Here is a 20,488-nt window from a genome sequence, read left to right as displayed (position 1 = left end):
CGTATGTGCGACGGGAAGACGGCCCGGCGCCCTGTGGACAACGTGCGAGGAATCAGTCAAAACGGGCGGCGAGCAGCACGACGTCCTCACCGCTGCCGGCCTCGTCGAGCCCCTCCGGCAACACCGTGCGCAGCACATGGTCGGCGATCGCCCCCGGGTCGCCGCGCAGCGACTTCGGCACGCTCGCGGCCGCGGCATGCAGCCTGGCGAACGCCCGGTCCATGGGATCTCCGGTACGCCGCAGCAGCCCGTCCGTGTACAGCAGCACCGTTTCTCCAGGTTCGGGGGAGAGCTCGACGCTGGGCGCCTCCCAGCAGGCGAGCATCCCCAGCGGCGCCGAGAGGGACGTCTCGACGAACTCGGTGCGCCGCTCGCCGACCACCAGCGGCGGCGTGTGCCCCGCCCCGGCCAGCACGATCTTTCTGTTGGCCGGCTCGGCGTACGCGAAAAGCGCGGTCGCCGTGCGCGCCGGCTCGGTCAGCCGCAGCAGCAGCTCCAGATCGGAGAGTACGGCGACAGGGTCCTCACCCTCCATCACGGCGTACGCCCGCAGCGATGCGCGCAGCCGCCCCATTGCGGCCATCGCGCTCGGCCCGGATCCGCTGACCGAGCCGACGGCGAGCCCCAGCGCGCCCTCGGGCAGCGGCAGCGCGTCGTACCAGTCGCCGCCGCCGTGCTCAGTCGTGCGGTGCTTGGCCGCGAGCTGGACACCGGGCACCCGGGGCAGTCTGCTGGGCAGCAACTCCTCGGCGACGGTCGCCACCGTCTCCCGGGCGTGTTCCAGCTCGAGCAGACGGGCCAGGTGCTCGGTGGCGTACCGCATATAGAGCCCGACGAGATGGCACTGGCGCTCCACCGGCGTTGCGGGCTCGTCGTACATCCAGACGACCGCGCCGAGCGTGCCGGCCGCCTCGGAGGCGAGCGCCACGGTGTAGCTGGCCGCGTAGCCGAGGCGGCCGGCGACCTCTCGGTGGCGGGTGTCGAGGCTCTTGTCCCCGAGCAGATCGGACTGGGCGACGGCCTGGAGGGGGCCGGCCGGACCGGACCGCCCGTCCGGGAGCCGGCCGTCGAGGATCCGGCCGTACGCGGTCGCGTCGCGCGGCACCGTCTCGATGTGGCCCAGTTCGGCATGGGTGAATCCGAGACCCTTGGTCAGGGCGGGGCCGCGGTCCGGTTCGAAGCAGTCGGCCCCCGAGGGATCCGGCACAGGTTCGAGGACGACCAGGCCGCGGCGGGCGCCGACCAGGGCGGCTCCCGCGCGCAGCAGTTCATGCAGGGCATCGTCCAGAGAACCGGTTCTGGCCAGGCGCTCGGTGAGTTCGTGGAGGGTGGTCAGATCGGAGACCCAGCCGGCCAGCCGGTCCTGAATCACCGCGCCGGGAGGGGGCTGAGCGGCAGGGATGGCGGGCAGGTCCGCCGCAGTGTGCGGGTGAGCCGGAACCGCTGAATCGATTCCAGCCACTTTCGGCAGGTGAGGGGCGCTCATGGCAGCCGGCTTTCCGACTGGTGCGTTTCGCTCAATAGCATCGCAAACCCCCATGTCATTCTGCGCCGCTATCAATGCATCCACATGTACACGCACAAGTAAGGGGATGTCCAGCATTGGACCAGTGGGATTGGTGGTGTCTACGTGACCTTGAACTTGGCCGAAAAATGCGCCCCCTGGCGGCCAATTGAGGTCGACTGAAGGCGTTCGGCAACGCGTCATTCCAAGCGTGATGGGTACGTAAACGGTGATGGCCAGGGGCAGTTGGGATCGCCCCGGAACCTGGCGACGGGCCCGGGCGTCCTAACATCCGGAGACCCACGCCTCATCCCCGAGTGGCGGGGAAAAAGTTCAACGGGACAGCAAGCGCCAGGCGCGCGCCACCCCTCGCCACGCGTTTAATGGACTACAGCCCACGTTCGGCCCCCGGGCGGCGATCCTGTCGCAGGCGAAGCGGGGGGTCGCCCATGCCACCGGCAAGGGGCGGTGATGCGCCGATTTGTACGCACAGTGAAGAGCTGCACACATGGTGTGATGTGGACCTCGGCGTTCAACGGAAAGGAACGAGCGCTCATGCGCGAGATCCTCGGAAGGCGACGCAGGCTCCGGTTCCGGCGCAAGAGGGGGCCTGTTCAGCTTGAAGCGGCGCTCACCTGCGCCGCCGAGTGGAAATGGCCCGTGCTCCCCGGTGTAGGACTGAAAGTGGCCGGAAGTCGCGGTGACCGCGGGCGCGGCTGCGCCTGCCCCGACCCCGAGTGCGTCGTACCCGGCGCGCACCCCTTCGACCCCGGAATCCTCGCTGCGACCACCGACGAGCGGATGGTGCGCTGGTGGTGGACCAACCGGCCCACCGCTCCGATCATGCTGGCCACCGGAGGCCGCGCGCCCTGCGCGGTGAGCCTGCCCGCTGTCGCGGGGGCTCGTGCGCTCTCCGCGCTGGACCGGATGGGCATGCGGCTCGGCCCCGTTGTGGCGACGCCCACCCGCTGGTCGCTGCTGGTGGCTCCGTACACCCTCGAACAGCTCGGTGAGCTGCTCTTCGTCAAGGACTGCGTGCCGAGCTCGCTGCGCTTCCACGGCGAGGGCGGCTATCTCGTGCTGCCGCCGTCCGAGACAGGGACGGGCCAGGTGCGCTGGGAGCGCGCGCCGCTGCCCGGCTCCGCGGCTCCCTGGCTGCCGGATGTGGAGGCGGTGGTGGACGCGCTGGTCGAGGCGAGCACGAGCGCACCTGACGGCGGCAGCCGCCTCGCCTACTGAGTCCAGGGATCTCGACCACCCGGTCGAGGGGTCACGACCACCGAGTCGATGGATCTCGACCACCGAGCTCGGGGATCACGACAGCAGAGCCCGGGGATCACGACCACCGAGCCCAGGGATCACGAACCGGGCCGGCTGCGTCACTCGTACGGGTAGCAGCCGGCCCGACTTGTACGGGAATTGGGCGCGCGGCTCCCCGGGCGCCCGCATTCCGTCGATATCTTCGGCCCACCGTCAGGAATTCCCGCGCACTCGGCAGGTGGACCCATGAATCTCCGCATGATCGGGCTCGCCGTGGCCGTGGTGTTCACCGCGCTGCTGCCGCTGGCCGCCGAGGCCGGCCCTATTGGGGGTACCTCGCGGGCCAAAGGCTCCGGCGGAGGACTATGGCCGGTATCCGGCGCCGAGCCCGCGGACGAGGCGAAGCCGAAGAGCGAACGGAAGCCGGCGGCGCGGCCCGGGCTCGGCGGTGCCGCCACCCCGTCGGCGCCATCCCCAGTGACCGGCGCGACTGCCCCGCAGACCTCCGCCCTATGTGGGCCGGAACTCACCTCTCCCGACGGGGTCGAGGCGCAGACCTGCGTACTGACCGAGGGGCACGACACCTGGGCGCGTACCTACTACCGCAATGCGACGGGCGGGAAATTGACGTCCGTACTCACCCTGATGGGGCCGGGAGGGCGCACTCTGCAGACCAACTGCGCGGTCGGCGAGAGGGATGATCCGGATGCCTGTGAGACGCCGCGTGAGCCCTCTCGGGGCGCTGTATCGGCATATTCCGCGGTGGCGGAGTTCGCGACTGCGGACGGTTCTGGGGAGGGGCCGCTGCTGCTGCGCTCGGGCAGCAACTCGGCTGCTCCTGCTGGCCATTGATGGAACCAACCGTTCCGCGGAAATGGAAGCGCCCGGTCGCTGGCGACGGGGGATGCACCAGCGACCGGGCTTCTAGAACGGTAACAAGAGATCTGCAGTTCGCAAATTCGATCTCGGGTATTCGGACAGTGATTTAGCTGCCGATAGCGCGAGTTGTGACTGGAGTCACCTATCGGTCGACAGAAACCGTCACTCTCAGCTCAGGGTGACCTGCCGGTTGGTGAGCCCGCCGCGCGCCCGGCGCTCCTCCGCGCTGAGGGGAGTGTCGGTCTTCAGCGCCTTCGCCAGCCGCTCGGCGAGCTCGGCCGCCGGCTTCTCGCACTCCTCGGCGCCCATCGAGCTCGGCAGGTCCCAGACCGGGACCATCAGCCCGTGCGCACGGAAGGAGCCGACCAGGCGGGTGCCCTCGCCGAGCGTGGACCCACCGGCGGCGTGGAGACGGGCGAGCGCGTCGAGGAGCTGCTCCTCGGGGTGCGGCATGACCCAGCGCAGATGGTTCTTGTCCGGGGTCTCGCACCAGTAGGCGGCGTCGACACCGGAGAGCTTCACTGTCGGGATCGCAGCGGCGTTCGCGCGCTCCAGCGAGGCGGACACCTCGGGGGTGGCGCCCTCCGCCGAGTCCGGGACCCAGAACTCGAAGCCGGAGTGGACGGTCGGCTCGAATCCGGCGCTCTCGTCGAGGAGGTCCTGCAGCCGCGGGCCGTCGGCCGACGCGCGCTGTCCTGCGACCGGGGTGCCGGGCTTGGCCGTCAGCGCCCGCTGAAGGGTGTCGGCGAGGTCGCGGCTGAGGTCGCCGGACGATGTGTCGTTCTGCAGGCCGATCAGGACGGAGCCGTCCTCGCGGCGCAGCGCCGGCCAGGCCATCGGCAGTACGGTCGCAAGGGTCACTGACGGCACGCCCTCGGGCAGTCCGTCCTTCAGGGTGAGCGTGGCGGTCGCGGCGGGAACCAGTTCGCGCAGGGCCACCCAGTCGGACTCGCCGGCGAGTCCTTCGAAGGGGCGCTGGACCAGCTCGGTCACGGCGTGTGCGGCGGCCCGGCCGTGACAGGCCTTGTAGCGGCGGCCGGAGCCGCATGGGCAGGGCTCGCGGGCTCCGACGACCGGGACGTTCACATCAGCGCCTGCGGCGCGGGCTCCGCCGGCGGTCTGCGACTTGGCGGCCTTGGTCTGGGGGCGCTTCTTGGCCATGATGCGGCTCTCTCCCGACTGCGGTGGTGCTGTGTCGGGCGCGAGCCTAGCCGCCCGCCGCCGCTTCGGGGGCTCAGTGGCGCGGGTCCGGCGTTGGTCGAGCGAGCCGGTCCGGCATCGGGCGAGCCGGTCCGGCATCGGGCGAGGCTGTCGTACGCCCCGCGGGTCCCGCCCCCGCTCCGCCCCGGGCCGGGACCGTCGCACCATCCCGCGCGCCCCTCAGTCGAGATGGTCGAACGACTCCGCGAAGTCGAAGCCGGGACCAGCGACGCGCGTAGCAAAATCCTCATGGCGGTGGCCTTCGGTGACGATCACCCACACCGTGACCTCACCCGTCGCGCCGTCACGGACACCCCAGTCCTGGGCCAGCGCGCTGATGATGTTGAGCCCCCGGCCGCCACGTGCGGTGACCGAAGGCGTGGCTGGAACCGGCCGGGTCGGGCCGCCTCCGTCCGTCACCTCGACGGTGAGCCGACCCGCCCGGTCGAAGCGCCAGGCCGCGCGGATGTCACCGTCGCCCACATCGGCGCGACCCAGCGGTCTGCCGTGTCGGCATGCGTTACTGAGAAGTTCGGAAAGGATCAGAACTGCATCGTCGACCACCGATTCGGAGACCCCGCTGCGGCGCAATTGCTCACGCATACGGTGTCTTGCCTTACCCACGCCCGCAGGGCCATGGGGTACGGCCATGCTCGACGACGTGGGCACCTCCTGTGCCACCACAAACGCCACCCCCGAGACCTCCTTTGCCCCACGCCACGGTGTGAATGCCCCAATGGACTGGACCGGAAACCGGCCAAGTGCGAGGCAGTGACGCACTCGTAACGATCCAGTACGGAGCGAACGCGCCGGTGCACTCCCTGTAACTGGCTTTAAAGGCGACCCAGTTGGGACAGCACCTGTTTGGGGCGGTTGGTAATGATTGCTTCCACGCCGAGGCGGGCGCAGAGCTCGACGTCCTCCGGCTCATTGACGGTCCAGACATGGACGCGGTGGCCCGCGGCGTGCAGCCGGGCGATGTAGCCGGGTTGGTTGCGTACGATCCGCATGCCCGGGCCCGCGATCCGCGCCCCGGCGGGCAGCCGTCCGTCGCGCAGCCGCGGCGTCACGAACTGCATCAGATAAACGGTGGGGATGTTCGGCGCGGCCGCCGCGATCCGGTGCAGGGAACGTGCCGAGAAACTCATGATCCGTACGGGCGAGTCGTCGGCGGTCACCGGGTCGGCGAGACCGAAGCGCCCGAGCAGCTGGATCAGTCGCTCCTCCACCTGACCGGCCCAGCGCGTGGGGTGCTTGGTCTCGATGGCCAGTTCGATGTGGCGGCCGGAGTCGGACACCAGCTCAAGGAGCCGTTCGAGAGTGAGTACGGAGGTGAAGGACCTGTCCCCCCAGTCGGGGCTCTCCTCGCTGTCCTTCCAGGAGCCGAAGTCGAGGGCGGCGAGATCCGCGAGCTCCAGTGCGGAGACCGCGCCCCGGCCGTTGGAGGTCCGGTTGACGCGACGATCGTGGACGCAGACGAGGTGGCCGTCGGCGGTGAGCCGCACATCGCACTCGAGGGCGTCCGCGCCGTCCTCGATGGCCATCTTGTACGCGGCCAGGGTGTGCTCGGGGGCGGCTTCGGAGGCCCCTCGGTGGGCAACGACCTGGATGTTGTGCTGCCGTGCTTGGGTCACCGCGTCATGGTGCCACCGTGACGGGGTAGGCGCGTGCACGGGGCCGTCCGAGGGTCGTTCGGGTTAGTCCGAGGGGCCGTACGGTGGCGTTGGAGCTGCATCCGTTTTGTCGGAAGTAAAGGATTGCCCGAGACATGCACAGGTCCTGCTTACAGCGGCCTGACGTGCGGTGGGAAAAGCTGACGGCAGACAGCTGCAGAGCGGACTCTTGCCGAAGACTGACGTGGAACCTGAGGAGAAAGAGCTGTGAGCACCGAGAACGAGGGCAACGAGGGCACTGCGGTTCCGGCCGCCCCGTCCGTACCTCCTGTGCCGGTCGCCGCTCCCGAGGGCACGCCCGCGTCCGCACCGGGAGCCGAGACGTCCGGTTCGGACGGGACATCGGACACGCGATACGACACCCACCGCGGAACCGACGAGGGGACACACGACGGGACGCACCAGGGGACACACCCCACTGAGCCGGCAGCGGCCGCGGCGGAGCGGCCCGGGCATCCCCCCCAGCCCGAGCCCGCCACCGCGCCGCTGCCTGGTCCGCTCCCGGGTGCCGCGCCGGCCACGGCGCAGCACCCGGAGGCCGGATGGCCGCCGCCCCCACCCTCCCTCCCCTCCTACGGGGGCGGGGGCAGCGGCGTCGGTCCGGCATGGGGCGCGCCGGACCAGGCCTCGCAGCCACCGCGCAAACGCTCCGGCGGACTGGTCGCAGCAGTGCTCGTCGCCGCACTCGTCGCGGGCGGCGTCGGCGGCGGCATCGGCTACTGGGCAGCCGAACGCAACGACGACAACTTCGGCTCGACCACGGTCGCTGCGCAGGACGCCCCCAGAGACCTCAAGCGTGATCCGGGAACGGTCGCCGCGGTCGCGGCCGGGGCCCTGCCGAGCGTCGTCACCATCGAGGCGAAGGCGGGCGGCGGTGGCGACAGCGGAGAGAGCACCGAGGGTGGCACGGGCACCGGCTTCGTGTACGACAAGGAAGGCCACATCCTCACGAACAACCATGTGGTGGCCTCCGCAGCCGACGGCGGCACGCTCTCCGCGACCTTCTCCAACGGCAAGAAGTACGACGCCGAGGTCGTGGGCCGGGCGCAGGGTTACGACGTCGCCGTAGTAAAGCTGAAGAACGCGCCCTCGGGGCTGACCCCGCTGGCGCTCGGCGACTCCGAGAGGGTCGCGGTCGGCGACTCGACCATCGCGATCGGCGCGCCCTTCGGCCTGTCCAACACCGTCACCACCGGCATCATCAGCGCGAAGAACCGTCCTGTCGCCTCCGGCGACGGCTCCAGCGGCAAGAACTCGTACATGAGCGCCCTGCAGACCGACGCCTCGATCAACCCGGGCAACTCCGGCGGCCCTCTGCTCGATTCGCGCGGCGCGGTGATCGGCATCAACTCCGCGATCCAGTCGGCGGGCACCGGCGGCTTCGGCCAGACGCAGGCCGGCTCGATCGGCCTCGGCTTCGCGATCCCCATCAACCAGGCGAAGAACGTCGCCGAACAGCTGATCAAGACGGGCAAGCCGGTCTACCCGGTGATCGGCGCGACGGTCGACATGTCGGGCAAGGACCAGGGCGCCAAGATCGCCTCCGAGGGCGCGGGCGGCACGGAGGCGGTGACCCCGAACGGCCCGGCGGCGAAGGCGGGGCTGAAGGCGGGCGACGTCATCACGAGGTTCAACGGCAAGCCGGTGGAGAGCGGCCCGACGCTGATCAGCGAGATCTGGAACCACAAGCCGGGTGACAAGGTGACGCTGACCTACCAGCGAGACGGCAAGGAGCACACGGCTGAGGTCACCCTGGGCAAGCGCACGGGCGACAGCTGACCACGCCCCTCCCCCGGGCGGGCTCGGGAGCGCCGGCCGGCGGTGTCCTCCCTCGGGCTCGCGCCTGCGGAACGCTGCTGCGGCGCACTACGCCGGGCCGGTAGTCTGTAGCCCGCTCCGGGGCAGGTGGCCGGGGCGTGGGTGGGTTGCCCGAGCGGCCTAAGGGAACGGTCTTGAAAACCGTCGTGGCAGCGATGTCACCGTGGGTTCAAATCCCACACCCACCGCAGCAGGTCAGAAGGTTGCAGGTCAGAAGGGGGTGCCACTCTCCGGAGTGGCACCCCTTCTCATGCACCCTGTCTCACCCTGACTCGCCCGTGTCCCAGGTTTGACCAGTGCGTATGGGCCATCTGTGGGCCAGCCTCCTAGGCTTGCGGCGTCCGAGCGACGCCTGTCTGAACATCACTGGCGACAGACATCGTGAGCGCCCCGTCGGTCAAGACGATCGCCTGATACTGCTCCTGCACCTCTGTGGCAGACCGTTCTGAGGGCTACTTGCTCATCAAGTAGTCGCAGGCTGCGCCGACGACGGTGAAGTATTTGAAGTGGTCTAGACATTTTGCAGGGTTCGGTCCATTGTGAGAGGTGGACCGAAGAGTGGGAACGGCAGAGCCGCAACCGGCCCACGCCACCCGCTTCCCGAGCCGAACCCTGTTTGCGGGAAAGCCCTGAGAGAGCAGCCCCGCAGAGCGCTGCCGATCGCGGCGATTTGCAGGTCCGGCCTATGCCCGCCCCGTCAAGCCACCCACCAGGCGGCACCGCGTCGGACACGCACAGCCACGTTCTCAAGCGTCGGCACCCATCCCAGCCTCCTCGTTCAGGCACCGGGCACAAACGAGCGGAATCGCAGGGCCGGCACGGCTCTTCGCTCAGCTAGGAACGTCCCATGACCAGCACCCACCCCTGCCAGATCGGCACCCCCACCGCGGCCTACCTGCGCTGCTTCCCCTACGACATCTGGGGCATGACACTCCATGTGCGAGCGCTGGAAGTACACGCAGACATCCTTGGACTCCACGCCCCCTCTGTTTTCCTGGACAATGGCGTCTCCCACCGGATGGTTCAGCCCCAGCTGCGGCTGCTGCTCGCCCGGGCGTCGGTGGGCCTCATTCACACGGTCCTTATCCCTGGACAATGGGTGTTCTCCCTCGACGACCGTAGGGCGGGCGCCGTCAAAGACTTCTTGCAGGCGGCCGGAGCACGGGTCGTGGAACTGCCGCACTACCGGGACGGCTGGACGGCCCTGGCTGTGCGACCACGCGCTGGCGCAGTGCGTGAAGACGGATGCCGGGATAGCAACGCCGACGCGTTCGCACCGGCAAGAGAGGCGCAACCCCCCTTCCCAGGTCGTCCGACACCAGCCACTGCGGGCCGGTCCCCTTCGCCACGACCCGCCCCAGTTGGCTCCTCTTAATCCTTTTAATCCTTGTTCAGCTCCTGCGCGATGAGCTGGTTGGAACGGGACTGCTCGCCGCGCAGGAGCTTGGCGTAGAAGCGGAACAGCACAGCGATGCTGTGGCCGGCCCGGCGGGCGACTTCCACGTGTTCGACAGGCCGGCCAGGAGTCGAACCAGATTGCGTCCTCGTGCCTGCCGGGCCTCACGGTCGGCGAAACGGCGGTCCATGAGCTCGGTTCGCCGCGGATTCAGCGATGAGACCTCCGCCACGTGGACGAGCTCAGGTCGGCGCTTCGGGAATTGCGGTCGGGTGAGCCCGACTTGGCGCCGACGGCCATGCTGCTGACGGCGATGCGGCGATGCGGGCCCGCGGCGGGTTCAGGATCGGGGCGGGCGAGGTCCGGCGACCGCCTCGGCGAGCAGGCGGCGCCCGGCCGGGGTGGTGAGGACGCCGCGCAGGGCCGCGTCCCGTACGGCGCGGGCGGGTGCCGAGCGCAGCGTCCAGGCGCGGGTCGCGAGGTCGGTGCGGGCGAGCACGCGCAGGGCGTCGGCGCGGCGGGCGCGGCGCCAGGCCGTGAGCGCGTCGGCCGCCGGGTCGGGCGCACCGGGCAGCGCGGCGGCGAGGGAGACGGCGTCCCGCAGGCCGAGGTTGAGTCCCTGCCCGCCGACCGGGCTGCACACATGGGCGGCGTCGCCGATCAGCAGTACCCGCCGGCTCCCGTGGCGTGCGGCTATGCGTCGGTGGGTGCGGAAGGTACTCGTCCAGCGGCATTCGCGGACGGCCGCCGTCCACCCCCGGGCCGCCGCTTCGGCGGCGAGCAGCGCCGGGCCGTCCGCACCGCTCGGCGCGGGGCCGTGCGGCAGGTGCAGCACCACCCGGGCCCAGCCGTCGAGGTGCATCGGCAGTACCACGAGAAGGCCGCGCGGCCCGCCGACCATGTGCACTCGCGCCGGGTCCAGCGAGGGATCCTCGACCCGCAGGTCGGCGAGCTGCCACGTGCCGGCATAGGTCCGGCCGCGAAATGCCGTACCGGCCAGGGCGCGCAGTGTGCTCGACGCACCGTCGGCCGCCACCACCCAGCGGGCGCGCAGCGGGTCGAGGGCGTCCGACCGTACGGTCACGCCGTCGGCGTCCTCGTCGACCGACCGGACGGCCACCGAGCGGTGCACACGCACACCCGCGCGCTCGGCCTCCGCGGCGAGCAGGCCCTCGGTCGCGCATTGCGGGACGGTCAGGATGTACGGGTACGGGGAGCGCAGCCGTGCCAGGCCGAAGCCGCCGAGCCTGCGCCCTTGCGACCACATCTCCACCATGTCCACGCGCCGGCCCAGCGGGTGCAGCGACTCGGCCAGCCCGCTCGGGGCCAGGGCCTCCATGGTCCGCGCGTGCAGGTCCGTCGCCCGGGACTCGGTGACCGGATCGGGACAGCGTTCCAGCACCACCACACCGAGCCCCGCCCGGGCGAGCAGCAGTGCGGCGCTCAGGCCGACCGGCCCTGCCCCCACCACCGCCACATCCGCGTCGAACGCCATGCCCGGCACTCTAGTCAGGGCCCGGCGGGGCGCGGATTGCGGGCTCAGTACCCGGTCGGCGTGCTGTCCTGACGGGCAGTCAGCCGCAGGTGACGGCGTGGACGGTACAGCGCGGTCGGTGTGGCGGCTCAGGCGGTGTGGCCGTCTGCTGCACAGGCGTCGAACAGACCGGCCAGGCGGGCTCGAGTGATGACTGCGATGGTGAAGCCGTCGGTGATGGCTCCGCGTCGAATCATGTCCTCCGCCTCGGTGAAGGGCACGATCATCGCGCGACGAATGCCTTCGGCGGTGTTCAGACTTCCCACGTCGTGGATGCGCGCGGCGTACAACTCGGCGCGGCCGCCCAGCAGTCCGCTGTCGGCATGCACTTCGCCGAGGGGGATCAGCACGTCGGGCTGCGTACCCAGTTCCTCCTCGAGTTCGCGTGCCGCGTCCTCTGCCCCGGCTGTTTCTGCCTCCCCCATGCCGCGGGGTGCCTCGAGGTGCCACGCACGGGTGGCATGCCGGTAGTGCTCAACCAGGACCAGGTCGGGTGCGGAGCCGAGCAGCGGCAGGACCACCACACCAGGAGTCGCCGACGTAGGCAGGATCCTCACGTAGAGGCCCAAGGCCCCGCCCGGGAAGCGCACCGCGTCGCGGACGATGGTGATGAACTGGTCGGCGTACACCACACCGACCGGCTCTGCTTCTCCGGAGCCGGCGCTGTGTCGGGCCGCCTCGATGTCGTCGGGATCGAAAAGGATCTCAATGCCGCTCGGGTCATTGTCGAACAGTTCGGGGTGGGTCCGGCGCAGGGCCTCGTAGTTAGTCACAGGACGATTCGCAAGGCGCTCAGTACTCCGGAATCTCTTCGCGTTCCTGGATGGTGGTGGTACTGGTGGCCGCCGGTGCGCCGACCCCCTCCTCGTACCCGGGCAGCCTCTGGACCAAGTCGTGGAACTGGCGCCATTCGGCTTCGCTGTCGAGCCGGACGGTGGCCATCTCGCGGGCGAACTTCTGCTCGCGGCGCCCTGCCAGCCGATTGCGCAGGGTGAGTTGTACAGAGCCGCCGAACGAGCCGGTCGACATCGCGCCGATACTTCCGGCCACGGCCCAGCCCTCGTTGCCGGTCACCGCGGTGAAAACTGCGCCACCGACTGTGACAGCCACCTCGACAATCGGCACCCAACTATTCGCCTTGGCCCTAGTGCCGGGCCGTGCCGAAGCCAGGCTGACGATTTCGGAGTTGAGCTTGACGTAGCGATCGAAGACGTCGCCCACGCTGTCGTGGAACGACGCCGGGTCAGCCGTCAGCGATCTGAACGCTTTCATGTAGTGGTTCCAGGGGGCGCTTTGGCGGAGCAACCAGATGTCTTCGAGGGACAGCGTGTCTATCTCGGAAGGAGTGAGGCGGTCCTGAACAGTGGCGAAGGCTTGCTGCTGCAGGAAGAGGACGAGCTGTTCGGGGTCCTGGATGGTTTCGCTCGACGGGGTGGCGCGCACGTCCCGCCACTCTTGCAGCGCGACTCTTCGCAGGCTCCCGATCGGGGTGAGCGGGTACATTCCCAAGGCGTCGGCAAGATTGACGTTGTAGATGAGGTCCAGGAGTTGCTTGATCTCCCCGGCGAATGGCTTGGTCTTGTCGTACCTGCCGTCGGAGACGGGTGAGCCGGGGACGGACACGAACTTCTCGTACAGCAGATTCCGGGTGACCACCGCGTCGCGGATCCGCCGTTCGTTACTGAACTGGACGACTTCGCCGATCGTCTCCGCGAACTGCGGGACTTTCTCCTCCGGTACACCGACCTGGGAGGCGAGCAGGGGGATGTCCTTGGCAGTTAACCCTTGCACCTTGGCGGCAAAAGGGTTGATGAGCGCCGAATTTGTGTCCCTCACGTTGTCCTGGTCATTCCAGGACATGCGAGCACACGTCACCCGGTCTGTGGCGGGCATGCTTTCCACGGTGTCCTGCCACGCGGTGAATGCGGCCTCGTCCACATGCACTCCTCGTGGGCGGTCGGTAGGCTCCCGCTCGCTCAACAGAAAAGGAACCAGGGCGCCTTCCGCCAGCAGTTTCTGGTGTGCCCGGCGGGCCTCACCACCCTCGACAAGGTCGCGGCTGACGGCGAGATTGTTGTAGAAGAAGACGCGGTTCACGACCACCTGCCGCGTATTGATGAGGCTGCGGAAGTATTCGGCACGGACCTCATTGCCGCGCAGGTCCGCCATGTCCTGCAGCGATTTCCCTTTCTTGATCATCTGCTGGGTCAGCTCCGCACTTACCCACTGGTTGTCCAGCGACTGTGCGATCACCGCTCCGGGGTCCAGATCCGCCGGCCGAGCCCTGACCACCAGGTCATCGCGGTCATGCGTACCAGCCATAGTCCCTCCGCATCTTTCGATCAGCCCGGAGCGGCCACGTGCCGCTGTCACCTTCGCCCGTCGGCACGCACGAAGCGTCTCCGAAGATGGGAATCGAGTGGAGGAGCGGTACATCCGGACGCCGAGGGCCCCTGACGAGCCCGTTCATTCTGCCAACTGGAGGGGTTGCTGGACAGCGAGTTGGACCTTCCCGCTGTGCGGCTCGATCCCGTGGACGAGTCGACTTGTGCCGTCGCCGGCCGTCCCCCGGTCAGCGGCCGCGGCCCCGCCCCGAGGTCAGCCGGTCCGCCGAGGCGATCGTCGCTCGGGCCTCCCGTTCGGTCAGGCCCGCGCGGACCGCGGCCTCCGTCAGGGCGTCCGCGAGTTCGTCACCGAAGCCGTTTTCGTACGCGCGGCAGGCCGCCCAGAACAGACGGGTGTTGCGCTGGCCCTCGTGTGCCGCGAGTACGAACTGGACCAGGCCCTGGCCCTGGGGCGGACGGGACTGGGCGGAGTGTGTGGGGTCGTGGGGGCGCGCGGGGGGTGTGATGAGGCGGAGCAGTGCGCGGGGGCAGGGCGCCGGGTTGAGGTCCCCGGTGCCCGGAGCCAGGCGGTACGCGCCATGGGCGGTGACCGAGCCGGGTCCGACGAGATAGCCGCCGGCGCCGCGGACGTCGATGCCGGGGGCGAGTCGGCTCGCCGAGTTCGGGACGACGACGTCCGGCGGGCCGGTGAGCCAGAGGTGGCGGCCTCCGCTTGGCGTGAGGACGGTGACCGTCTCCGGGATCGTGAACAGATGCCGAAGCGCCAGATCTTGGAGCGCGGCCACGGAGTCCGTCGAGGACTTGGTGTCGAGGTCGATGCCGATCAGATGGTGCCGCGGCCGGCCACAGGCGATGCCGTAGCCGGTGGCCCAGGGGGCGGCGGCGAAGAGGGCGCGCACTCCGGCGGGGTCGGCGGTCGCGTCGTGGACGCCATGACCGGGGAGGCCGCACTCGCCGCGGCACAGGACCGGCTCCGGGTCGCCCCGGTGGGGGGAGCGCAGGGCCGGGAGCTTCGTGGGGGACAGCGGGATGACGGCGAGCCCGCGCTCCGCGGCGGAGAGAGCGTGGGCCAGGGCCAGGGTGGCGGTCTGCCGGTCGGTGGTGGCCATGGCTCTATTTTCGTACGAGTGTTCGAAGAAAGGAAGGGGGAAAATTCGGCCGAGAATATTACGTACCGCTTCATCCCTTGCCTCGGCCGGGTTTCCCGGCGTGCACCGGCCCCGAACTGGGGTTCTGCGGGCGTGAAGGGGGTTTATTGATAGGTCATCACGCTTGAGGAGGAATTGGGGGGCATCGGGTGGTTCGGCGGTGATTCGGTGGGCAACTCTGATCCCGCGACGTCGTGACCACGATCCGGGGCGGTCGGCCAACTGCCTTGGGACAAGCCGTACTTCAGCAGTTCCGCTACCTGGAGGAAATGACATGGCAAGCATCCGTACCGCCCGCGCCCTCGCCGTCGTCGCCGCCCTGCCCCTCGCGGCCACCCTCTTCTCGGGTGTTGCCCTGGCCGACAACGGCGCCTTCGCGGACGACGGATCGAACGCGACGGTGGCCTCGATCAGGGGCAGCGGCGTCGGCGGTGACAACTGGGGGAATTCGACAACCACCCAGCAGGTGGCGAGCGGTGCCGGCGCGTCCAATCAGAACAACACCGCGAGCGTGAACGGTTCCGGCTTCACGGCCATCCATCAGTCCAACGCGGTGGTGAACTTCACGAATCTGTGGTGGTGACCGGCCCGATGGGGGGTTGAAGCAAGGGGCGAACGACTGCCTGCGCGACGGCACTTCGGTGTCGTCGCGCAGGCGGTTGTGCGTACGGGCGCCCGACGCGGCAGTGACCTTGACAGCGGCCACGTTTCTGACGGACAGTCAGGAATCCTGATTCGTGTCCCTGATTCCTGTCCCTGTCATTCGTGCGATCCGTGCGATCCGTACGTCCGGGAGGCGGCCGCCGTGCACCTCGCCCCTACGGAGCGGCAGCAGCAGCTCCGTGCCGAACTTCGCTCGTACTTCCGCGGACTGATGCCGGACGGGCCGCCGCCCACCGGCGACGACCCGGGTGGGCGCACGCTGCTGCGACGGATCGGCGCGGACGGGATGCTCGGGCTCGGCTGGCCCGTCGAGTACGGAGGCCAGGGGCGCGGCCCGGACGAGCAGTTCGTGTTCTTCGACGAGGCCTACCGGGCAGGCGCGCCCGTCTCCATGGTGACCCTGAACACCGTCGGCCCGACCCTCATGAAGTACGGGACCGAGGAGCAGAAGGCCTTTTTCCTGCCGCGCATCCTCAGCGGCGAGATCGTCTTCGCCATCGGCTACAGCGAGCCCGAGGCCGGGACGGATCTGGCCTCGCTGCGTACGCGCGCCGTGCGTGACGGCGACTCGTGGGTCGTCGACGGGCAGAAAATCTTCACCAGCAACGGTCAGCACGCGGACTGGATCTGGCTGGCCTGCCGCACGGACCCGCAGGCGCCCAGGCACAAGGGCATCTCGATCCTCCTGGTGCCCACGGACGCGCCCGGCTTCGCATGGACGCCGATCGAGACGGTGGGCGGTCTGACCACGACGTCGACGTACTACGACGGGCTGCGGGTTCCTGCCGCGAACCTGGTCGGCGAGGAGAACGGTGGCTGGGGGCTGATCACCAACCAGCTCAACCACGAGCGGGTGGCGCTGGCCGCGATCGGAATGCAGGCCGAGGACTTCTACCAGGCGGCGCTGGAGCGGGCCCGTACACCCGATCCGATAACGGGCGAGCGTCGGATTGACGAGCCGTGGGTGCAGTCCAGAGCGGCCGAAGCGCATGCCCGGCTCGCGGCAACGCGCCTGCTCAACTGGCGTTTGGTGGGGGATGTGGGTGCTGGCCGGCCGGCCCCCGGCGACGCGAGCGGCGTGAAATTCGCGGGAACCGAATCCGCGGTCGAGGTGTATCGAATGTGCCAGGAAATCACGGGGGAGGCGGCGCTGATCCGGGCCGGATCGCCCGGCTCGCTCGACTTCGGAGCTCCTGGGGACGGGGAGCTCGAGCGGATGAACAGAGCGGCGCAGATCAACACCTTCGGGGGCGGGGTGAGCGAGGTGCAGCGGGAGATCGTCGCGACGATGCGGCTCGGCATGAAGAGGGGGAAGAGGTGAGCGAGGACCTTTACGCACGGCTGAAGGCGTACGAAGGGCAGGCCGCCACGACCGCCGGCGCAGGGAAGGACCTGGTCAACGAGCCGATGATCAGGCACTGGTGCGAGGCAATGGGGGACACCAACCCCGCCTACACCGGGCCGGACGCCATGGCGCCACCGACGATGTTGCAGGCGTGGACCATGGGCGGTCTCTCGGGGCACACGGACAGATCGGCCGCACAGGACGAGCTGTTCGGGCTGCTCGACGGTGCGGGATTCACCTCGGTGGTCGCGACCGACTGCGAGCAGGAGTATCTGCGGCCGTTGCGGCCGGGGGACCGGATCACCTTCGACGCGGTGATCGAGTCGGTGTCGGAGCGCAAGACGACGAAGCTGGGGACGGGGCACTTCGTCACGACGCGTATGGATGTCCGGGCGGATGGCGAACCGGCGGGCACGCACCGCTTCCGGATCCTGAAGTACGCCCCGGCCGCCCGCGCGCAGCTTGAGCATCAGCCCGCGAAGGCAGAGCCGCAGCCCGCGAAGCCAGAGCCGCACTCCGAGGGCAAGAGACCGCGGCCCGTGATCAACAGAGACAACGCCGGATTCTGGGAGGGGGTCGCCGAGCACCGGCTGCTGATTCAGCGGTGCGAGGGATGCGGGGAGCTGCGCTTCCCCTGGCTGCCGGGGTGCAATGCATGCGGATCGGCCGATTGGGACACGGTCGAGGCAGGTGGCCAGGGGACCGTCTACTCGTACGTGGTGATGCACCACCCGCCCTTCCCCGCCTTCGATCCCCCGTACGCCGTAGGGCTGATCGAACTCGCCGAGGGCGTGCGGATGGTCGGCAACGTGGTCGGTGTGCCCCACGACAAGGTGCGGATCGGGATGCCCGTCCAGCTCGAATTCCTGCGCGTCGATGAAGAGTGGGAGCTGCCGGTGTTCAGGGGACTGCCAGGGGGTGCGGGCTGACCATGGACTTCACACCCACGGAGGAGCAGACGACGGCGCGGGAACTCGCGGCGCGGATCTTCGGCGATCTCTCCACGCACGACCGGCTGACCGCCGCCGGGACAGGAACGGACGCCGAGCTGTGGAAGGCGCTCTGCGCGGCGGGCCTCCCCGGCGCTGTCGAGGACATGGGCCTGCGCGGACTGGTGCTGCTTCTGGAGGAGCAGGGACGGACCACCGCGCAGGTGCCCTTCGCGGCGAGTTGTGTCTACGGACTGCTGGCGGTCGCAGCCCACGGCACGGACGAGCAGAAGGCGCGGCTGCTGCCCGGCCTGCGCGACGGCACGTCAGTGGCGACCGGTGCGTTTCCCGAGCGCGGTGCCATACGAGCCGCGGCGGGCGAAGGGGTACCGGCCGCACCAGGCGGCCTACGGGCTACGGCCCGCGGCGGCCTACGGGCTATGGCCCGCGGGGGCGTACGGGCCACGGCCCGCGGGGGCGTACGGACTGCGGCACCAGGGCAGTTGACCGGCTCGTTGCCGTTGGTGCCATGGCTGCGGGACGCCACGCATGTGCTGCTTCCCGACGCCGACGGGGCGCTCTGGCTCGTACGGACCGCCGACGCGGAGGTGACGGCGGTGGAGACCACCGCTCCCTGGGCGGCCGGACGGCTCGTCCTCTCCGGGACCCCCGGCGAACGCCTCGGCGGGCCCGATGCGTACGAGTCGGTGCTGGCCATGGCCCGTACCGCTTTCGCGGGACTCCAGGCGGGTGTGTGCGCGGGCTCGCTGGCCCGGGCGGTCGCGTACACCTCGACCCGTGAGCAGTTCGGGCGGCCGCTCTCCACGAACCAGGGCGTGCTGCTGCGTGCGGCCGACGCGTACATGGACACCGAGTCGATCCGGGTCACGGCGTACGAAGCCGCCTGGCGGCAGGACGAAGACATGGACGCGGCCGCCGAGGTGCTGACTGCGGCCTGGTGGGCCTCTGAAGCGGGCAAGCGCGTCGTCCACGCCGGCCAGCATCTGCACGGCGGGGCCGGTGCCGACCTGGACCATCCGGTCCACCGGCACTTCCTCTGGGGGCGCCAGCTGGACGCCTACCTCGGCAGCGGCCCGGAACTCCTCGCCGAACTGGGCCAGTTGCTCGCAAGGGAGCCCACGCCCGCAAAGGCGACCGCACGCGCAAAAGCGACCGCACGCACAAAGGAGCCCTCTCGTGAAAGCCGGTGACGAACTCGCGCCGCTGACCATCCCCATCACCCGCACCCTGATCGTCGCCGGTGCCGTGGCCTCCCGCGACTACCAGGACGTGCACCACGACGCCGAGCTCGCGAAGGAGAAGGGATCACCGGACATCTTCATGAACATCCTGACGACGAACGGCCTGGTCGGCCGGTACATCACCGACCACTTCGGGCCCAACGCCCGGTTGCGGTCAGTGAGGATACGGCTGGGTGCGCCCAACTACCCGGGGGACACCATGACGTTGACCGGTACGGTCGCGGCCGTCGACGGGGACACGGCGGAGGTCCGCGTCGTCGGTGCCAACGGCATCGGGAACCACGTCACCGGCACGGTGACGGTGAGCCTCTCCAAGAGCCCGGAGGCCGCCATATGAGCATCCGCAGCCGGGACTCGCTCGGTGGCCGGGCGGCAGTCGTCGGCATCGGGGCGACCGAGTTCTCCAAGGACTCCGGGCGAAGCGAGCTGAAGCTGGCCGTCGAGGCGGTGCATGCCGCCCTCGACGACGCCGGCCTCTCCCCCGCCGACGTCGACGGCATGGTCACCTTCACGATGGACACCAGCCCCGAGATCACCGTTGCCCAGGCGGCCGGCATCGGTGAGCTGTCCTTCTTCTCCCGCATCCACTACGGAGGCGGCGCGGCCTGCGCCACCGTGCAGCAGGCGGCCCTCGCCGTCGCCGCCGATGTGGCCGAAGTCGTCGTCTGCTACCGGGCGTTCAACGAGCGCTCCGGACGGCGCTTCGGGTCGGGGGTGCAGCATCGCGAACCCTCCGCCGAGGGCACGGCACTCGGCTGGAACCTGCCGTCCGGGCTGCTCACTCCCGCCTCCTGGGTCGCCATGGCGGCGCAGCGCTATCTGCACACGTACGGGCTGACGCCCGAGGCGTTCGGCCATGTCGCCGTCACGGATCGCCGTCACGCGGCGAACAACCCCGCCGCGTACTTCCACGAGAAGCCCATCACCCTCGCCGACCATGCCGCGTCGCGCTGGATCGTCGAGCCGCTGCGTCTCCTCGACTGCTGCCAGGAGACCGACGGCGGCCAGGCGATAGTGGTGACCAGCGTCGAGCGGGCCCGCGATCTGCGCAGGCCGCCCGCAGTGATCGTCGCGGCAGCGCAGGGGGCGGGCCGGGCGCAGGAGCAGATGACCAGCTTCTACCGCGACGACCTCACCGGCCTGCCCGAGATGGGCGTGGTCGCCCGGCAGCTCTGGCAGACCTCGGGGCTCACCCCGTGCCAGATGGACGTCGGCATCATCTATGACCACTTCACCCCATTTGTGCTGATGCAGTTGGAAGAGTTCGGGTTCTGCGACCCGGGCGAGGCCGCGGAGTTCGTGGCGGCGGACGTGCTGCCGCTCAACACCCATGGGGGTCAGCTGGGCGAGGCGTATCTGCACGGGATGAACGGCGTGGCGGAGGCGGTCAGACAGCTGCGCGGCACCTCGGTGAACCAGATACCGGGCGCGGCGAGGGCACTGGTCACGGCGGGCACGGGCGTTCCCACATCCGGACTGATCCTTGGTACGGACGACTGAGCGAAGAGTGGCACGGACGATTCTGCCGACCG

At 69.7% G+C, this 20,488-nt stretch carries 18 protein-coding genes and 1 tRNA gene; 10 read left to right on the top strand and 9 right to left on the bottom strand.

Translation table 11 applies throughout. From position 1 onward, the window contains the following. Positions 1-52: 52 nt before the first annotated feature. Positions 53-1,603 (bottom strand): PP2C family protein-serine/threonine phosphatase, encoded by a 1,551-nt coding sequence (locus ACI2LP_RS15595; RefSeq protein ID WP_404725058.1) that lies wholly within the window; start codon positions 1,601-1,603, stop codon positions 53-55. Positions 1,604-2,059: 456 nt separating this feature from the next. Between ACI2LP_RS15595 and ACI2LP_RS15590 the strand changes: the two genes are divergently transcribed. Both ACI2LP_RS15590 and ACI2LP_RS15585 read left to right on the top strand, forming a co-directional pair. Continuing rightward, complete coding sequence (locus ACI2LP_RS15590; protein WP_404725057.1) at positions 2,060-2,743, top strand: bifunctional DNA primase/polymerase; 684 nt, start codon at positions 2,060-2,062, stop codon at positions 2,741-2,743. 267 nt (positions 2,744-3,010) lie between these two features. Further along, a complete protein-coding gene (locus ACI2LP_RS15585; protein ID WP_404725056.1) occupies positions 3,011-3,616 on the top strand; it encodes a hypothetical protein in 606 nt (201 codons plus the stop codon). A gap of 195 nt (positions 3,617-3,811) precedes the next feature. On the opposite strand, the gene ACI2LP_RS15580 is transcribed toward ACI2LP_RS15585, so the two are convergent. From ACI2LP_RS15580 to ACI2LP_RS15570, 3 genes are all read right to left on the bottom strand, one after another. After that, positions 3,812-4,804, bottom strand: a complete 993-nt coding sequence (locus ACI2LP_RS15580; protein WP_404725055.1) for a DUF5926 family protein — start codon at positions 4,802-4,804, stop codon at positions 3,812-3,814. Between the two features lie 219 nt (positions 4,805-5,023). After that, complete coding sequence (locus tag ACI2LP_RS15575; protein WP_404725054.1) at positions 5,024-5,623, bottom strand: ATP-binding protein; 600 nt, start codon at positions 5,621-5,623, stop codon at positions 5,024-5,026. Between the two features lie 53 nt (positions 5,624-5,676). Continuing rightward, the gene (locus ACI2LP_RS15570; protein WP_404725053.1) at positions 5,677-6,477 is read right to left on the bottom strand and encodes a glycerophosphodiester phosphodiesterase; all 801 of its coding nucleotides are present in this window, start codon (positions 6,475-6,477) and stop codon (positions 5,677-5,679) included. A 246-nt stretch (positions 6,478-6,723) separates the two neighbouring features. On the opposite strand from ACI2LP_RS15570, the gene ACI2LP_RS15565 reads away from it, so the two are divergent. Both ACI2LP_RS15565 and ACI2LP_RS15560 read left to right on the top strand, forming a co-directional pair. After that, positions 6,724-8,295, top strand: coding sequence for a S1C family serine protease (locus ACI2LP_RS15565; RefSeq protein ID WP_404725052.1), 1,572 nt, complete (start codon positions 6,724-6,726; stop codon positions 8,293-8,295). A gap of 140 nt (positions 8,296-8,435) precedes the next feature. Next, a tRNA-Ser gene (locus tag ACI2LP_RS15560) sits at positions 8,436-8,522 on the top strand. 1,192 nt (positions 8,523-9,714) lie between these two features. Here ACI2LP_RS15560 and ACI2LP_RS15555 read toward each other — a convergent pair. The 5 genes from ACI2LP_RS15555 to ACI2LP_RS15535 form a co-directional block, all read right to left on the bottom strand. Further along, positions 9,715-9,837, bottom strand: a complete 123-nt coding sequence (locus ACI2LP_RS15555; protein WP_404725051.1) for a hypothetical protein — start codon at positions 9,835-9,837, stop codon at positions 9,715-9,717. Between the two features lie 233 nt (positions 9,838-10,070). Further along, on the bottom strand, positions 10,071-11,225 hold the full coding sequence (locus ACI2LP_RS15550; protein ID WP_404725050.1) for an FAD-dependent oxidoreductase: 1,155 nt from the start codon (positions 11,223-11,225) through the stop codon (positions 10,071-10,073). Between the two features lie 128 nt (positions 11,226-11,353). Further along, the gene (locus ACI2LP_RS15545; protein WP_404725049.1) at positions 11,354-12,037 is read right to left on the bottom strand and encodes an NUDIX hydrolase; all 684 of its coding nucleotides are present in this window, start codon (positions 12,035-12,037) and stop codon (positions 11,354-11,356) included. A 19-nt stretch (positions 12,038-12,056) separates the two neighbouring features. Beyond that, the gene (locus tag ACI2LP_RS15540) at positions 12,057-13,586 is read right to left on the bottom strand and encodes a hypothetical protein (protein WP_404725048.1); all 1,530 of its coding nucleotides are present in this window, start codon (positions 13,584-13,586) and stop codon (positions 12,057-12,059) included. A 250-nt stretch (positions 13,587-13,836) separates the two neighbouring features. Continuing rightward, positions 13,837-14,718: a bifunctional DNA primase/polymerase gene (locus tag ACI2LP_RS15535; RefSeq protein WP_404725047.1), complete on the bottom strand. Its 882-nt coding sequence runs from the start codon at positions 14,716-14,718 to the stop codon at positions 13,837-13,839. A 313-nt stretch (positions 14,719-15,031) separates the two neighbouring features. Here ACI2LP_RS15535 and ACI2LP_RS15530 point away from each other — a divergent pair, with 313 nt between their 5' ends. From ACI2LP_RS15530 to ACI2LP_RS15505, 6 genes are all read left to right on the top strand, one after another. Continuing rightward, positions 15,032-15,340, top strand: coding sequence for a hypothetical protein (locus ACI2LP_RS15530; RefSeq protein WP_404725046.1), 309 nt, complete (start codon positions 15,032-15,034; stop codon positions 15,338-15,340). 222 nt (positions 15,341-15,562) lie between these two features. Then, positions 15,563-16,741: an acyl-CoA dehydrogenase family protein gene (locus ACI2LP_RS15525; protein ID WP_404725045.1), complete on the top strand. Its 1,179-nt coding sequence runs from the start codon at positions 15,563-15,565 to the stop codon at positions 16,739-16,741. Next, positions 16,738-17,694, top strand: a complete 957-nt coding sequence (locus ACI2LP_RS15520) for a bifunctional MaoC family dehydratase N-terminal/OB-fold nucleic acid binding domain-containing protein (protein ID WP_404725044.1) — start codon at positions 16,738-16,740, stop codon at positions 17,692-17,694. The genes ACI2LP_RS15525 and ACI2LP_RS15520 overlap by 4 nt, the downstream gene beginning before the upstream one ends. A gap of 2 nt (positions 17,695-17,696) precedes the next feature. Then, entirely contained in the window at positions 17,697-18,905 is a 1,209-nt protein-coding gene (locus ACI2LP_RS15515) for an acyl-CoA dehydrogenase family protein (protein ID WP_404725043.1), read from the top strand. Then, entirely contained in the window at positions 18,892-19,293 is a 402-nt protein-coding gene (locus ACI2LP_RS15510) for a MaoC family dehydratase (protein WP_404725042.1), read from the top strand. The genes ACI2LP_RS15515 and ACI2LP_RS15510 overlap by 14 nt, the downstream gene beginning before the upstream one ends. Next, positions 19,290-20,456, top strand: coding sequence for a lipid-transfer protein (locus ACI2LP_RS15505; RefSeq protein WP_404725041.1), 1,167 nt, complete (start codon positions 19,290-19,292; stop codon positions 20,454-20,456). Before ACI2LP_RS15510 ends, ACI2LP_RS15505 begins: the two co-directional genes overlap by 4 nt. Positions 20,457-20,488 lie beyond the last annotated feature (32 nt).

This window comes from Streptomyces sp. NPDC019890 (genome assembly GCF_044903445.1).
Classification (GTDB): Bacteria; Actinomycetota; Actinomycetes; order Streptomycetales; family Streptomycetaceae; genus Streptomyces.
The sequence above is the reverse complement of the archived record's forward strand: the minus strand, read 5'-3'. Positions and strand labels throughout refer to the sequence as shown.